11 protein-coding genes, 1 rRNA gene and 1 pseudogene are annotated in these 15,012 nt (G+C 63.4%); 6 read left to right on the forward strand and 7 right to left on the reverse strand.

Annotated features, from left to right (window positions below; translation table 11 throughout):
- Positions 1 to 30: 30 nt before the first annotated feature.
- From ACOZJV_RS32300 to ACOZJV_RS32315, 4 genes are all read right to left on the reverse strand, one after another.
- Positions 31 to 1,530 carry an efflux transporter outer membrane subunit gene (locus ACOZJV_RS32300; RefSeq protein ID WP_421549375.1) on the reverse strand — a complete coding sequence of 500 codons (1,500 nt, stop codon included), beginning with the start codon at positions 1,528 to 1,530 and terminating at the stop codon, positions 31 to 33.
- Entirely contained in the window at positions 1,527 to 2,585 is a 1,059-nt protein-coding gene (locus ACOZJV_RS32305) for an HlyD family secretion protein (protein ID WP_078469164.1), read from the reverse strand. Before ACOZJV_RS32305 ends, ACOZJV_RS32300 begins: the two co-directional genes overlap by 4 nt.
- Before the next feature lie 25 nt (positions 2,586 to 2,610).
- Positions 2,611 to 4,155 (reverse strand): MFS transporter, encoded by a 1,545-nt coding sequence (locus ACOZJV_RS32310; protein WP_201128834.1) that lies wholly within the window; start codon positions 4,153 to 4,155, stop codon positions 2,611 to 2,613.
- Positions 4,156 to 4,280: 125 nt separating this feature from the next.
- Positions 4,281 to 5,201: a LysR family transcriptional regulator gene (locus tag ACOZJV_RS32315; RefSeq protein ID WP_201128832.1), complete on the reverse strand. Its 921-nt coding sequence runs from the start codon at positions 5,199 to 5,201 to the stop codon at positions 4,281 to 4,283.
- 297 nt (positions 5,202 to 5,498) lie between these two features.
- Here ACOZJV_RS32315 and ACOZJV_RS32320 point away from each other — a divergent pair, with 297 nt between their 5' ends.
- Positions 5,499 to 6,188: a GntR family transcriptional regulator gene (locus tag ACOZJV_RS32320; protein ID WP_078469161.1), complete on the forward strand. Its 690-nt coding sequence runs from the start codon at positions 5,499 to 5,501 to the stop codon at positions 6,186 to 6,188.
- Between the two features lie 110 nt (positions 6,189 to 6,298).
- A complete protein-coding gene (locus ACOZJV_RS32325) occupies positions 6,299 to 7,093 on the forward strand; it encodes a thioesterase II family protein (RefSeq protein WP_078469160.1) in 795 nt (264 codons plus the stop codon).
- Positions 7,094 to 7,165: 72 nt separating this feature from the next.
- On the opposite strand, the gene ACOZJV_RS32330 is transcribed toward ACOZJV_RS32325, so the two are convergent.
- Both ACOZJV_RS32330 and ACOZJV_RS32335 read right to left on the reverse strand, forming a co-directional pair.
- Positions 7,166 to 7,951 (reverse strand): methyl-accepting chemotaxis protein, encoded by a 786-nt coding sequence (locus ACOZJV_RS32330; protein WP_371106565.1) that lies wholly within the window; start codon positions 7,949 to 7,951, stop codon positions 7,166 to 7,168.
- A 69-nt stretch (positions 7,952 to 8,020) separates the two neighbouring features.
- Positions 8,021 to 9,046: pseudogene (locus ACOZJV_RS32335) on the reverse strand (HAMP domain-containing protein); the annotation flags it as partial.
- Between the two features lie 312 nt (positions 9,047 to 9,358).
- Here ACOZJV_RS32335 and ACOZJV_RS32340 point away from each other — a divergent pair.
- The 4 genes from ACOZJV_RS32340 to ACOZJV_RS32355 all read left to right on the forward strand — a co-directional run bounded on the left by ACOZJV_RS32340 (position 9,359) and on the right by ACOZJV_RS32355 (position 14,712).
- Positions 9,359 to 9,859, forward strand: a complete 501-nt coding sequence (locus tag ACOZJV_RS32340; RefSeq protein ID WP_078469158.1) for a sigma-70 family RNA polymerase sigma factor — start codon at positions 9,359 to 9,361, stop codon at positions 9,857 to 9,859.
- Between the two features lie 5 nt (positions 9,860 to 9,864).
- Positions 9,865 to 10,875 carry a FecR domain-containing protein gene (locus tag ACOZJV_RS32345; RefSeq protein ID WP_421549376.1) on the forward strand — a complete coding sequence of 337 codons (1,011 nt, stop codon included), beginning with the start codon at positions 9,865 to 9,867 and terminating at the stop codon, positions 10,873 to 10,875.
- A 100-nt stretch (positions 10,876 to 10,975) separates the two neighbouring features.
- Positions 10,976 to 13,465 carry a TonB-dependent siderophore receptor gene (locus ACOZJV_RS32350; RefSeq protein ID WP_421549377.1) on the forward strand — a complete coding sequence of 830 codons (2,490 nt, stop codon included), beginning with the start codon at positions 10,976 to 10,978 and terminating at the stop codon, positions 13,463 to 13,465.
- Between the two features lie 71 nt (positions 13,466 to 13,536).
- On the forward strand, positions 13,537 to 14,712 hold the full coding sequence (locus tag ACOZJV_RS32355) for a PepSY-associated TM helix domain-containing protein (RefSeq protein WP_421549378.1): 1,176 nt from the start codon (positions 13,537 to 13,539) through the stop codon (positions 14,710 to 14,712).
- Positions 14,713 to 14,903: 191 nt separating this feature from the next.
- On the opposite strand, the gene rrf is transcribed toward ACOZJV_RS32355, so the two are convergent.
- Positions 14,904 to 15,012 (reverse strand): 5S ribosomal RNA (gene rrf / locus ACOZJV_RS32360); the annotation flags it as partial.

Genomic DNA, 15,012 nt, shown 5'->3' on the forward strand with positions numbered 1-15,012 from the left:
CTTTTTTATATCTCCAGGCAAAGCCCGTCTTCAGCGGGAGGCTTGCGCGTCCGCCAGCGGATACACCGATTCCCAGCCGCCGCCCAGGGCCTTGTACAGGCCAACCATGGCCAGCGACACGCCGGCCGAGCTTTCGACCCACTGTTCTTGCGTGGTCAACAACGCGCCTTGCACGGTCAGCACGTTGACGAAATCCACCACCCCTTCAACGTATTGCTGCTGCGCGGTGCGCAGGGCGATCTGGTTCTGGTGCACGGCCTCGGCCAGGCTGTCGCGGCGCAGTTGGCTGGCGTTGTAGCGGGTCAGTTGATCATCGATTTCATGCCAGGCACGGAGCACGGTCTGCTGGTAGGCCAGGGCCGCTTCCTGCTGTTGCGCCTCGCGCAGATGGAGCATGCCGCGCAGGCGCCCGCCGTCGAACAGCGGCAAGCTGAACTGCGGCCCGATGCCGAACTGGCGTGAACCCCAGGAGCCGAAATCCGAAAGCTGCATGGCTTGCGAACCGAGGCTGCCCGACAGCGTGATGCGCGGGTAGAAATCGCCCTCGGCCACGCCAATGCTGGCGGTGGCGGCATGCAGCCGGGCCTGGGCCTGGCGGATATCCGGGCGCCGTTGCGCCAGTTGCGACGGCAAGCCGATCGCCACCTGACGCGGGGTTTGCGGCACCGGGGCGTCGGCCGCCAGTTCGGCGTGCAGGGCCTGGGGCGGCTCACCGAGCAGCAGGCTCAGGGCGTTGATCAACTGCGCCTGCTGTTGCTCCAGGGCCGGCAGCCGGGCTTCGATGGTTGCCACCTGGGCCGCGGCTTCGGCAACGTCCAGGTCGGTGGCCACGCCATCGGCCAGGCGCAGTCGCGAGAGTTGCAGGCTGTGCCGCGCCACCTCCAGGTTCTGCTCGGTCACGGCCCGGGTACTCTGAACCCCGCGCAGCTGGATGTAGTCCTGGGCGGTCTCGGACAGCACCGACAGCAACACCCCGCGCCGATCGTTTTCCGCGACCTCCAGGGTGGCGTCGGCGGCTTCGGTTTCGCGCCGTACGCGACCCCACAGGTCCAGCTCCCAGGACGCCGAGAAGCCGGCGTCCCACAGGTTGAATGCGGACTTGCCGCTGTTTCCCGACGGATCGTTCAAGCCTTCGGCGCTGTTGCGCTTGCGCCCGTAGCTGCCGTTCGCGGCGGTGGTTGGATAGTGATCGGCGCCGATCACCTGGCGCGCTGCGAGGCTCTGCGCCAGGCGGCTGGTGGCCAGTTGCAGGTCGAGGTTGTCGCTCAGCACGCGATGGCTCAGGGCCGAGAGCTGCGGGTCGTGGAACACGTCCCACCAGCGCTCATCCATGTCGCGGCTGACCGCCTGGCTGGCGGCGACTTTGTCCGGCACGGACCAGGCACTGACCTGCTGCGCCTGGGGCGGCTGGAAGTCCGGGCCGACACTGCAGGCGGCCAACGACAGCAGGCTCAGCGCCCACACCGAGCGAACGCCGGCCTTGATGCGATGGCCCTGGCCTGAATCGCGGTTTGGGGAATGGCCCATCATCGCTGCGTCACCTCGCGCACCCGGGTGCCATTGCCCAGGGTGTCGATGCTGGCTTCCACCGACATCCCCACCCGCAGGCGCTCGGCCAGGGCCTGGCCCGGGTCGAGGACGATTTTGACCGGGATGCGCTGCACCACCTTGGTGAAGTTGCCGGTGGCGTTGTCCGGCTTGACCGAGGCAAAGGTCACGCCGGTCGCCGGGGCAATGCTCTCGACCCGGCCATACAGGGCTTCGCCGCCGAGGCTGTCGACGCGCACCTGCACCTCTTGCCCGGGCTTGACGTCAGTCAGTTGAGTCTCCTGGAAGTTGCCCAGCACATAGGCCCGTTCCAGGGGCACCACGGCGAGGATCTTGCTGCCCGGGGTGACATAGGCCCCGACCCGCACCGCGCGCTCACCGACCATGCCGTCCACCGGGGCGACGATGCGCGTGTACGACAGCTCGTAGCTGGCCATTTCCAGCGCCGCCTGGGCCCGTTTCAAGCCGCCTTCGGCCGCATCGCACTGGGCCGTGAGGATCTCCACCTGCTTGCGCTCGGCCGCCAGCACCGCCGCGGCATTGGCCTGCCGGGCACTGGCCTGATCGATGCGGGTCCTGGCTTGCTGGGCATTCTGCACCGTGCCGGCACCGACACCGGCCAGGTGGTTGTAGCGCGCCAGTTCATGCTCGGCGAAGGCCATTTCCGCCCGTGCCGCCACCAGCGTGGCCTGGGCCTGGGCGATCACTGAACTCTGGCGCTCCAGGGTCGCCCGGGCGTTTTGCAGTTGCGCCTTGGCCATCAGGGTGTCGGCATCGGCGGCCTGGGCGGCGGCCCGCAGGTCACGGTCATCGATCAGCGCCAGCAACTGCCCGGCCTTGACCTGCTGGTTGTCCTCCACCAGCACCTCTTTGATAAACCCCGCGACCCTGGGCGCCACCAGGGTGTAGTCGGCGGCGATGTAGGCGTCGTTGGTGGTCTGCTCGGTCGCCTTGCCGGTGACCAGGTAGATCAATGCGCCGAGCACCGCGACCGCGGTCACGCTGACGGCAACTTTGTGCTTGATATGAATCGTCATAAAAACCTTCTGTCTCGTTGAGCGTTCAAGTGGGCGCGCGCGGCGGGTAGACCCGCGTCGGCAGCCAGAAAATCAGCAGGATCAGCGCCGCGGCCAGCCCTGCCATGCAGTAATAAAGATCGATCGAGGTCAGCACCACGGCCTGCTGGTGCAGGCGCTGGGCCAGACCGGCGACGCCGCTGTCGACCAGGGGCGAATTGCCCAGGCTGTCCACCAGCATGGTCGAGTGAAAATGCAGGCGGTGGGTGGTCAGGACGTCCAGCACGCCGGTGGCGATCACCGCCGACAAGCCCTTCACGGTGTTGAACCAGGCCGAGGCAAAAGGCCCCTCGATGGGCTGGATACTGCCGGTGGCCAGCATCAGCAACGGCAGCACCGCCATCGGCTGGCCGAAAATCTGCAGCAGTTGCAGCAGGTAGAAATTGTCGCGGTTCCACACCGAGGTCAGCTGCGTCCCGCCCAGGCACGACAGGACCAGCATCCCCAGGCCAATCCCCAGCACCCAGCGGCAATCGACCCGGCGCAGGTTGCACAGGGCCGCCACCAGCGGCAGGGCAAGCAACTGTGGCAAGGCCATGACCAGCATCACCGGCGCGGTTTGCAGCGGGCGGTAACCCTGGACCTGGGCCAGGTAGCTGGAGGGGATGATGATCACCGCCGTCAGCACCACCAGCACCCCGGCCAGGGTCAGCAGGGCAAACGACAGGTTGCGGATGCCCAGCATCTGCAACTTGAAGAACGGGATCGGCTGCGACCATTCGTTGATCAGAAACAGCACCAGCAACAGCAGGCCACCCCCCAGCAACAGAGTGATCAGCGGCGAGGCGAACCAGTCCAGACGGTTGCCTTGCAGGATGCCGATCACCAGCATGCAGATCGCCGGGAACCCCAGTAGCAGGCCACGCCAGTTGAACTGCTTGCAGCGCTCCAGGCGCAGCGGGTCCTGGGGCAGTCCGTAGGCCACCGCCGCCATGGCCACCAGGCACGGCAGCACCACTTGCCAGAACGCCCACTGCCAGCCGACATACTCGGTCCACAGCGCTGCAAGCGGCGTGCCCAGGCTCGGGCCGAAGGTGGCGGTCAGGGCATAGCCGGCCAGGCCGTACAGCTTGACGTTGGGCGGCAGGAACCGCAGGGCAACGGTCATCAGCATCGGCGGCAGCGCGCCGCCGGCCAGACCCTGCACGGTGCGCAGCAGCAACAGGCTGGGGTAGTTGGGGGCGAACGGGCAGAGCACGCCCAGCACCGTGAACAACGCGATGGCACCGAGGGTGAAGCGCCGCAGGGAAAACGTCACCGAACACCAGGGCGCGAAGGCCATGGCCGCCACCGAAGTCGCGGTGTAACTGGCCACCAGCCAGGTGCCTTCGTCGTAGCCGATGTACAGCGCGCCACGGATATCGGCCAGGGCGATCTTGGTCACCATCTCGTTGAGGCCCGAGACCAGCACCGCCAGCAACACACCCACCAGGCCGATAATGATCCGCGGGCCGAACACGGGCGGGGCAACAACTGCCGGCTTGCTGGTGGCTGGCACGCCCGCAGGCGCGGCAACAGCGAGGGAACTCATGAAAGGTACAACTCCGGACAGGAAATACCGGAGCAGTTTAGGCAGCCCGACTACTGACGAAAACTGACTTATCGACAGCTTATAAGTGCACCAGACGCAACTATCCAAGCATCAGACGTGCCCTGTCAGCTCGGCTGCGCCGCCAGCCATGTGTCGCTGCAGGACGCCTTCAGAGTTTCGCGGAACCATTTATGGGCCGGGTCCTTGTCATAGCGCGGGTGCCAGGCCTGGGTCAGGACCAGGGTCGGCAACGGAATCGGCAGCGCAAACGAACGCAGGCGCAACCCCAGGCGTTTCACGCTAAGCAGGGTTTCCTTGGGCACCGGCAGGATCAGGTCCGAATCGGGCAGGACAAACATCGCCGCATGAAAGCTCGGCGCAATCAGCGGCACCCGGCGTTCCAAGCCCAGGGCGCTGAGGGCCGTATCGATCGGCCCCCGGGCAAAACCGCGGCGGGACATGCTGATATGGGGAAAGGCGGCGAAGCGCTCGGCGGTGATCTCTTCGTCGAACAAGGGATGCCCCTCGCGCACCAGCCCGACAAAGGTGGTGGAGAACAGGTTCTGCACCTTGACCTCCGGGGTCAGCGGACGCGTGTTGCTGATGCGCAGATCGATCCTCCCCTCGCGCAGGGCTTCGTCGTCGCCATCGCCTTCCGGCACAAAGCGCAGCTCGCACAGGGGCGCCTGGCGCTCCAGGGTGTCGATCAACCGACCGCCATACACCCCGACAAAAAAGTCATTGGCGCGCACATTGAAGCGCCGCTGCAAGGTACTGAGGTCCACCTGGTCCCCGGAGCGAAACACCAGCGAGGCCTGCTCCACCAGGTCCCGCACCTGAGCGCGCAACTCCAGGGCCTTGGGCGTGGGCACCAGGCCGCGGCCGGCGCGGACCAGGATCGGGTCGCCGAGGGCCTCGCGGATCCGGGTCAGGGTCCGGCTCATCGCTGCCGGGCTGAGGTTCATGCGGCGTGCGGCACCGACCACGCTGCCTTCGTCGAGCAAGGCATCGAGGGCCACCAGCAGGTTCATATCCGGAAGTTGCATGCTGAGCACTCATGGCTGATGTGAAATGATTGCCGCGCAATCCTAGCAGCCTTGCCCGCAGCGGCAATGCGCAAGATCAAGGCCAGCAGCGTTGCCCGCGGCATGGTGTGCAGCAAACGCTAAACTTGAGCCTATCCACGGACTGTTTTTACCCCGGTGCTTGAGCATCACCGCCGCTTCAAAGGAGAATCCCGCGCCGCGCGCCGCTCGCTCCTTGCGGCGCCGATGCTTTGACAAGCCTTGCAGCACTATCTAGTGTGCATTGGATCCAATTTATAGAAGTAGAGACACCCAAACGTGACGAAAAAACCCGGCATCCTGAGCAAGATCGAAGTCAGCGGGCCCATACCTGCCCATCTGGCGCGCTCAGTGATCGAAGAAACCCTGCGCGCGGCGATCCTCGATGGACGCCTGCCCAGCGGTGCAGCGTTGCGCCAGCAGGATCTGGCGGACCTGTTCGGGGTCAGCCGCATGCCGGTGCGCGAGGCCTTGCGCCAGCTTGAAGCGCAATCGCTGCTCAAGGTGGTGCCGCACAAGGGTGCGGTGGTGGCCGCGCTGATCGACTATGACGCCGTCGACACCTACGCCCTGCGCCTGCTGCTGGAAAAAGAAGCCCTGCGCCTGTCGATCCCGTTGCTGGAGCCCCAGGACATTGCCCTGGCCCGCAGCTACATCGAGGCCCTGGAAACCCAGACCGATCACGCCGAACTCGGCCGGCTCAACCGCTTGTTCCACATGGCGCTCTATCACAAGGCGCCCAACCGCAAGCTGCTGAACCTGATCGAACTCGAACTCAATGAAGAAGAGCGCTTCCTGCGCTTTCACCTATCCTCCATGGGCCTTGGCACCCTCACCCAGGATGACCACCGGGCATTGGTCGATGCCGCGAGCGATAAAGACATCGAGCGCGCACTGGGCATCCTCGAACGGCACCTGGAAAGCGGCGCCACCACGATCAGGAATTACCTGCAACAACGGGAGGCATGAGCCCACCCCGACACCGCGCACCCGGCGCGCCCTTCAGGATCGACAGGGCGAACCCCGGCGCTTCTCAGGTGCACTCACGGAAAACCGTCACTCAGGCTTAAGGAAGAGCTGTGAATATCAACAATAAGAAATGGACGATGGTGATCAACTCCGGGCAACCCAGCGGCATCCGCCTGATCTGTTTTCCCCAGGCCGGCGCCGCACCGGAACAACTGCGCAATTGGTCCACCGGACTCGACGACCATATCGAACTGGTGGTGGTGCGCCTGGCCGGGCACGGCGTGCGCCGCGACGAAGCACCTTGCGCCAGCTGGCCGGCGTTGCTCGAGGAGGTACTGGCGGCGCTGCAACCGCTGCTCAGCGAGCCTCACGCACTGTTCGGTCATGGCCTCGGCGGGCTGCTGGCCTACGAAACGGCCAAGTACGCCCAGGCCCATTTCCCCGGCCAGACCCAGCATCTGTTCGTTTCCGGTTGCCGCAGCCCCGACAGCCCCGCCGGCCGGCCATTGCTGCATTCGCTGCCGACTCCGGCGTTTCGCGAAGCGATGCTGACCCTGGGCGCCACCCCTATCGAAATACCCCGCGACGCAGCCGACCAGCAGCTGTATGAGGCCCTGCTGCGCAATGACCTGAAACTCTTCGAAACCTGGTTCGACACCTCCAGCGGCAGCCTCGAAGTGCCCCTCACGGCCCTGTACGGCAGCGAAGACCTGCTGACCCCGGCCAGTCGCATGGTGAACTGGCGCGAATTCACGCGCCGCGAATTCGAGTTGATCGAAGTGGCCGGCAATCACTTCTTCATCAAGTCGCAACGCCAGCGCCTGCTGCAAGTGATCAACACCCACCTTGGGCTGCTGAGCCCGCAATCGGCACAACCTCTGCGGCGCTCGGCGCTGATGCACTAGTTTTCAGGCAGAAAAAAGCCCGCTCTGCATCACTGCAAAAGCGGGCCTTGGCGTGGCACCGGGGTGCCGCGATCAGATCTTGAAGCTGTCCACCAACTGTTTCAAACGGCTGGCCTGCTGCGACAGGGCATCGCAATCCTTCAGGGTTTCGTTGAGGTTGGCCACACCCTGCTGGTTCAGCAGGTTGATCTGGTTGATGTCGACGTTGAGGGTTTCAACCACGGCGGTCTGCTCTTCGGTCGCAGCGGCCACCGACTGGTTCATGCCGTCGATTTCACCGATACGCTGAGTCACGCTGACCAGACGGGCACCCGCCTGGTTCGCCACTTCAACGCTTTCTTCGCTGGAAACCTGGCTGGCGTTCATGGTCGAGACCGCCTCGCGCGAACCCACTTGCAGCGAGGTGATCATCTTGTGGATCTCCTCGGCCGATTCCTGGGTCCGGTGCGCCAGGTTGCGCACTTCATCGGCAACCACCGCAAAACCGCGACCGGCTTCACCGGCACGGGCCGCTTCGATGGCAGCGTTGAGCGCCAACAGGTTGGTCTGCTGGGAGATGCCCTTGATCACATCCAGAATGTGCCCGATGTTGTCGGTGCTGGCATTCAGGGTCTCGATCTGGGTGCAGGACAGGCTGATCTTCTGCGACAGCTCGGTCATGGCCAGGATGGTTTTCTCCACCACCTGACGCCCGTCATCAGCCTGCTCGCTGGCACCGCTGGCGTGTTGCGAGGCATCGGCCGCGTTGCGTGCAATTTCCTGAGTCGCCGCGCCCAACTCGTTGATCGCCGCCGCTACGCTGTTGGTGCGGGCGCTCTGCTCGTCGGAGCCGATGATCGAGGCGTTGGACGACGCCATCACGCGCTGGGACAAGTCATGCACCTGGCGGGTGGCCGAGGACACTTCGGAAATCGACGCGTGAATCCGCTCCACGAACTGGTTGAACGCCCCGGCTAATTCGCCGAACTCATCCTTGGTCACCGACACCAGGCGCCGGGTCAGGTCGCCCTCGCCCTGGGCGATATCCTGCATGGCGCGGCCCATGGTGGTCAGCGGACGCATCAGGACCTGGATCAGCAGGCTCAGGAAAATGGCAATTGCGCCCACCGCGACAAACATCGCGATCAAGGCCGAAGTACGGAACTGGCTCAGGGGTGCATAGGCTTTGTCTTTGTCGAGGGACAGACCGATGTACCAATCGGCATTAGGCAGCCCGGTCACCGGGGTGAACGAGAGGATCCGATCCTGCTTGTTCAGCACCACTTCCTGGTTGCCTTTTTCGATGCGTACGTTGGAGCCCGGGTAGATGTCCTTGAGGTTCTTCATCACCTGGTCTTTGTCCGGGCTGACGATCACCTGACCGTCGGCGCTGACCAAGAACGCGTGGCCCAGGCCACCGAAGTCCACCGAGTTGATGATCTTGACCAGGGTTTCCAGGCTCAGGTCGCCACCAACCACACCGAGCAACTCACCCTGCTTCTTGACCGGCATGGCGATGGTCACCACGAGGCCGCCCACTGCCGCCATGTAAGGCGGGGTCAACATGGTTTTATCCGCCGCGACCGCCTGTTTGTACCAGGGGCGCTGACGCGGGTCGTAGCCATCGGGCATCTTCGCGTCGGGACGCTGAGTGAAGACGCCATTGGCCTGGCCAACGTAGGTGAACTGGAAGTTGGAGGTGAAGGCAGGCTGGTCGACCAGCCCCGGAAAGTCTGCGTTGCTGCCTTGGTGAGCGACGTTCTGCGCCAGGTTCTCCAGGACCAGGATCCGCCCGCTCATCCAGTTCTGCACGCTGCTGGAGGTCAACTCGCCCGCTTGCTCGATCGAGGACTCGAGGTTTTGCCGGATGGTATTTCGCTGCAGATAGTCGTTGTACAAAGTGAACAACGCAAAAGCCAGAACCACTACGCCAGAGGCGGCCAAAAGGATTTTATGGCTGAACTTTAGATTCATGTCATGGGACTTCTTATGCCGAAAGGGGGGATGCGTCCGGAATGCAACATTCCATTTAACAGCGCAGGCAATGTTCTGTGATCGCTCTACTTTGGTGCACGCATTTCTCACCAGTCTGTCGGCATCAATCCGAGAACCCTTAGCGATTTATCGAAAATGCACGTTAGTTCCAGCAGAAACCCGCCGAACGGCGCTTTAGAGCCTTTGCTCGGTATTTTTCGATGCCGGTTGGTCGAGCCGATATTGCCAAATCGCCAGACCATGAAAGACAATGCGACCGATTATCATTTGTGACATGCAGGCCGTACCTCAATGTCATCATCGCCGTTCGCCGTACAGACGCTTTACCGCCATCACCACGGCTGGCTCAACAGCTGGTTGCGCAGCCGCCTGGGCAACGCCGCCGATGCCGCGGACCTGGCCCAGGACACCTTCGTGCGCCTGTTGCAGCGCGGCGAACGCCTGGAGCTCAAGGCACCTCGGGCCTTTTTGCGCACCATCGCCCGTGGCCTGGTGATCGATCACTGGCGTCGCGAAGAAATCGAACGCGCCTACTTAGAAACCATTGCCCACCTGCCTGAAGCCCAGACCCCGAGCGCTGAATCGCGGGCGCTGGTGCTGGAGCTGCTGGAAAGCATCGCGCGCATGCTTGAAGGGCTGAAGCCCAAAGTGCGCAAGGCATTTCTGCTGGCCCAGTGTGAAGGCCTGACCCACAAACAGATCGCGCAACAGATGGATATTTCTGTGCGCACGGTCGAACGCTATGTCGCCGATGCGCTCTATCACTGCTACCTGCTGCGCTACGAGCCTTGAGCACCATGGACACTGCCTCGATCACCCCGCGCTTGAACAAACACCCCGATCAACTGGTGGTCAGGCAGGCCATCAATTGGCTGCTGCGGCTGCGCAACAATGCCGGCAACACCAAGCTGCAACAGCAGTGCGAGGTGTGGCGGGCGGCGCATCACGAACACGAGCAGGCCTGGCAGCGGGTGCAGTCGCTGCAGCAGGAGCTCAGCGCCAACCTGCAAGCCGTACCCGGCGCCCAGGTGGCGCTGCAGACCCTGGAAAACAGCAGCCAGCGCCTGGGTCGACGCCAGGCGTTGAAGCTGCTCAGTGGTGCCATGCTGATGGGCACGGCGGCCTGGCTCGGCAAGGACCTGGTGGGCTGGCAACAGTGGACGGCCGACTTCGCCACGGCCACCGGCGAGCGACGCAGCTTCCAGCTGCCTGACGGCACGCGCCTGGAGCTCAACACCGACAGTGCGGCCGACCTCGACTTCAGCCCGCAGCGGCGCCTGATCAGCCTTGCCCGCGGCGAGATCATGGTTACCTGTGGCGCCGATTCGCAGGTGGCCAATCCGCGCCCGCTGATGGTGCAAAGCCGTCATGGGCAATTCGAAGGGATCGATGCGCGCTTCATCGTCCGCCTGGAGGGCAACTGCACCCGGTTGAGCGTGACCGCCGGCCACGTCGCCATCCATACGCCGACCACCGCCGGCGGCCTGCCGGCCATGGTCCAGGCCGGGCAGAGCTACCTCATCAGCCATTCCCAGGCGCAACAGGCACCGGCGCTGGATATGGATGTGGGGGCCTGGGCCGAGGGGCTGATCGTGACGCGTAATATGCGCCTGGGGGATTTCCTGCAGGAAGTCGCACGTTATCGCCATGGCTACCTGGGCTGTTCGAGCGAGATTGCCGACTTGCGCCTGTCCGGGGTCTTCCGCCTGCAAGACACCGACAAGTTGCTGGCGATCCTGCCGCAAACCCTGCCGGTGCGCCTGCGCTATCGCACCCGCTGGTGGGTGAACCTGGAGCGAGCGGTCTGATCGATCAGACCGTGCATTTTTTTTGGCGGGTTTTATCCGCAAGTCCGGCTTAGTCAGTAAGCACTTCAATCTGCCTTCACCGACTTCAACGGAAACCATCATGACTGCCCGCGCCACCCCTGACTGCCATCTCGGACACTTGCGAACTGCAACTCCCCCCAAGGCACTGCGCCACGCCATCCGCGCCGCACTCTTGTGCTCGGCCCTGGGCCTGGGCGCGCTGCCGGTCGTGGGCCACGCGGCCGATGCTGCCCTCAGCAGCCAAAGCTACAACATCGCCCCAGGCGCTTTGAGCGACGTACTCAATCAGTTCGCCCGTCAGGCCGGCATCACCTTGTCCACCACCCCGGCGCAAACCCAGGGTCGGCAGTCGCCGGGGTTGCAGGGCCAGTACTCGGCGGACCAGGGCCTGCAGCAGTTGCTCAATGGCTCGGGGCTGGAGGCCGTCAGCCAGGATGGCAGCAGCTACATCCTGCGCGAGCCACCTGAAACCGGCGCCTTGTCGTTGCCGACCACCGACATCAAGGGCTTCGCCCTGGGCAATGCCCTGGGCAGCATGGAAGGCTACAACGCCACCCACAGCCAGGTCGCGACCAAGACCAGCACCGCCCTGCTTGAGACCTCGCAGAGTGTCTCGGTAGTGACCCGCGAGCAGATGGACGACCAGGGCTCACAAACCGTGGCCCAGACCATGCGCTATACCCCCGGCGTACTGACCAACCCCTACGGCGCCACACACCGCTTCGACTACGTGGCCATGCGCGGCTTCAACGACGGTTCGGTGGATAACATCTACCTCGATGGCCTCAAGTCCATGGGCGACAGCGGGACCTACAGCACCATGCAGGTCGATCCGTACTTCCTTGAGCGAGTGGACATTCTCAAGGGCCCGTCCTCGGTGCTCTACGGCCGCAGCTCGCCGGGTGGCCTGGTGGCGCTGACCAGCAAGCGACCGCTGTACGAGCCCTACCATCAGGTACAAGCCACGGTAGGCACCCAGGGCCAGCGCGGCGTGGGTTTCGACTTCAGTGGCCCGGTGGATGACGACAAGCGCATTGCCTATCGCCTGACAGGCCTTGCGGACAAATCCGACACCCAGTTCGACCACGTCAAAGAAAAACGCTACGCCCTGGCCCCGACCCTGAGCATCGACTTCAGCGAAGACACCTCGCTGACCCTGCAAGCCTATCTGCAACATGACCCCGATGGCGGTTATCACGGGGGGGTCCCGGCGGATGGTGCCCTGCACCCGCACAACGGGCAGCGGATCTCCGAACACTTCTTCGACGGCGAGCCGGGGCTCGATCGTTACAGCCGTGATCAGCAGTCGTTCGGTTACCAGTTCGAACACCGGTTCAACGATGTCCTGACCGCGCGGCAGAACTTCCGTTACCTGGATTCGACGGTCAAATCCGATCAGATCTATTCCCTGCGCACCTGGGGCGGCCCCAGCGGAAACGAGCTGAACCGCTACTATTCCGGCGCCGATGAAAAACTGCATTCGTTCATCGTCGATAACATGCTCCAGGCCGAATTCCTTACCGGCGCGGCCAAGCACACAATGCTCCTGGGCGTGGACTACCAACGACGCAAAACCGTGGTCGACTGGCGTACCGGCAGTGCTTCGAGCCTCAACGCCTTCAACCCGCAGTACGGCAACACCAGCGTGCAATACGACCCGCCCACCAGCTACCTGCGCCGCCTGCAGCAAACCGGGTTGTACATGCAGGACCTGATCGAGCTGGATCAATGGCGCTTCTCCCTCGGGGTGCGCCAGGACTGGGTCAAGACCTCCAGTGAAGACCGCATCAACGAAGGGCCGAAGTCCACCGACACGCCGAGCAAACTCACCAGTCGTGCGGGTGTGCTGTACCTGTTTGAAAACGGCATCGCGCCCTACATCAGCTACTCCGAGTCCTTCAATCCGAACTCGGTGACCGACCAGACTGGCAAACCTCTGGCGCCGACCGAGGGCACCCAGTGGGAAGCGGGTATCAAGTACCAGCCGCCAGGCACCGAGAACCTGTTCACGGCATCGGTGTTTCGCATCGAGCAGGAAAATCTCGCGTCGAAACAGCCTCAGGAGGACTTCTTCCGCCCTGTTGGCCAAGTTCGCTCCCAAGGCCTGGAACTCGAAGCCCATATGCAACTGAGCGACAACCTGAAAGTGCTCGGCAGTTACACCCTGACCGATATCGAATATTCCAAGACGATGCCGAGCGCCTTGAGAGGCAGCACCCTCGACAACAAAGGCAACTCGCCCACTCAGGCCCCGCGCCAGATGGCGTCGCTGTGGGCCGACTACAACTTCCGCCAGGGTGCCCTCGATGGCCTGCGCCTGGGCGGAGGTGTGCGTTATGTGGGGTACAGCTGGGCTGATGCGGAAAACACCATGAAGGTGCCGGCCTACACCTTGTTCGACGCATCGGTCGGTTACGACCTGGGCAAGGTCGGGCTCAAGGGCCTGGACGTGCGCCTGAATGCCAACAACCTGACCAACGAGAGCTACATCGCCTCCTGTGCCAGCCTGGGCTATTGCTACATGGGTGAAGAACGCAACGTCGCGGCGACCCTGAGCTACCAGTTCTAATCATTGTCGGTTCCCCCAAAGCCAGCGCCTGAAACCAGGCGCTGGCTTTGTCGTCTCTACGGGAAAATTCCATGCGCGCATTTCTGGTTCTACTGCATCGCTACATTGGCCTGGCCACTGCCCTGTTCCTGCTGCTGGCCGGGCTCACGGGGAGCATTCTGGCGTTTCATCATGAACTTGATGAATGGCTCAACCCGACCTTCTACACCACCCCGAGCCAAGGCCAGGCGCTGCCACCGGGTGCCTTGGTCGACCGGTTGCAGGCACAACATCCTCGGCTGCAGGTCTGGTACATGGAGTACCCGAGTGAAAGCGGGCATACCGCATTGCTCGCCGCCGTGCCCCGGACCGATCCGGCCACCGGCAAACCCTTTGCCGAAAGCAATCAGGTGTTTTACCTCGACCCGGTGAGCGGCGAGCAACAAGGCCAGCGGGAATGGGGCGCGTGTTGTCTGCAACGGGAAAACTTCATCCCGTTCCTCCTGGAGTTTCACTACACCCTCTCCCTGCCGGGCAATTGGGGGTTATGGCTGATGGGGCTGGTGGCCTGCGCCTGGGTCATCGATTGCCTGGTGGCCCTGCTGCTGACCTTGCCGCGCGGACGGCCGTTCTGGCGCAAGTGGTCGACGGCCTGGAAGATCAAGGGCGGGCATGCCTACCGGCTCAACTATGACCTGCATCGCGCCGGGGGCCTGTGGTTGTGGCTGCTGCTGGTGCCGATCGCCATCAGCAGCGTGGCCATGAACCTGCCCAGTCAGGTGTTCAAGCCTGCGGTGTCACTGTTTTCCGCGGTTGAGCCCAGCGTGTATGAGGCCCGTGGGCGGCTGCCGGCGACGGAGCTGGGGGTGACCCAAATCAGCTATCAACAAGCCTATGAGCGCGCCCTGGAAGAAGGCCGGCGCCTGGGTTTGAAAGCCGCGATCGGTGAGCTGTATTACAGCTTCGAGTACAACTTCTACGGGGCCGGTTTCGGTCAGCACGATACCGAGGCCCATGGTAAATCCTGGCTGTTCTTCCACGGTACAGACGGGCGCTTGCTGGGCCAGGAAATCGCCGGCCAAGGCACCCTCGGCGAGCGCTTTTATCGGCTGCAACTGCCGATTCACGGCGGGCGCATCATCGGGTTGACCGGGCAGATCCTGATTGCCGTATTGGGCGTATTGATTGCCGGGCTGTCGCTGACGGGTGTCTACATCTGGTGGCGCAAGTTGCTTGCGCGCAGAAGCGCCAGGGCTCGTAGGGGTTGAGCTAGCGAGCTGTCCAATACGGGTTGAGCCTGTGTCGAAGCCGGCTACAAGCGGCTTCGATAGACGCTACTAGTGATCCTGAAGTAAGGCTTTGCCCGCCATGGGCCACGTGCTCAATCGCGCCTCAGGCTTTAACTCGCACAAAAACAAAACCCCTGATTGCGTTAGCAATCAGGGGTTTCGGAATTCAATCTTGACGATGACCTACTCTCACATGGGGAAACCCCACACTACCATCGGCGATGCATCGTTTCACTGCTGAGTTCGGGATGGGATCAGGTGGTTCCAATGCTCTATGGT

The sequence above is a fragment of the Pseudomonas sp. QD4 genome (genome assembly GCF_049199125.1).
Lineage (GTDB): Bacteria > Pseudomonadota > Gammaproteobacteria > Pseudomonadales > Pseudomonadaceae > Aquipseudomonas.

Bases quoted from the DNA above. Each gene is read 5' to 3' on its own strand.
- ACOZJV_RS32300 (WP_421549375.1), bottom strand. From the start codon at position 1,530: ATGATGGGCCATTCCCCAAACCGCGATTCAGGCCAGGGCCATCGCATC.
- ACOZJV_RS32305 (WP_078469164.1), bottom strand. From the start codon at position 2,585: ATGACGATTCATATCAAGCACAAAGTTGCCGTCAGCGTGACCGCGGTC.
- ACOZJV_RS32310 (WP_201128834.1), bottom strand. From the start codon at position 4,155: ATGAGTTCCCTCGCTGTTGCCGCGCCTGCGGGCGTGCCAGCCACCAGC.
- ACOZJV_RS32315 (WP_201128832.1), bottom strand. From the start codon at position 5,201: ATGCAACTTCCGGATATGAACCTGCTGGTGGCCCTCGATGCCTTGCTC.
- ACOZJV_RS32330 (WP_371106565.1), bottom strand. From the start codon at position 7,951: ATGGCGTCGTCCAACGCCTCGATCATCGGCTCCGACGAGCAGAGCGCC.
- ACOZJV_RS32340 (WP_078469158.1), top strand. From the start codon at position 9,359: ATGTCATCATCGCCGTTCGCCGTACAGACGCTTTACCGCCATCACCAC.
- ACOZJV_RS32345 (WP_421549376.1), top strand. From the start codon at position 9,865: ATGGACACTGCCTCGATCACCCCGCGCTTGAACAAACACCCCGATCAA.
- ACOZJV_RS32350 (WP_421549377.1), top strand. From the start codon at position 10,976: ATGACTGCCCGCGCCACCCCTGACTGCCATCTCGGACACTTGCGAACT.
- ACOZJV_RS32355 (WP_421549378.1), top strand. From the start codon at position 13,537: ATGCGCGCATTTCTGGTTCTACTGCATCGCTACATTGGCCTGGCCACT.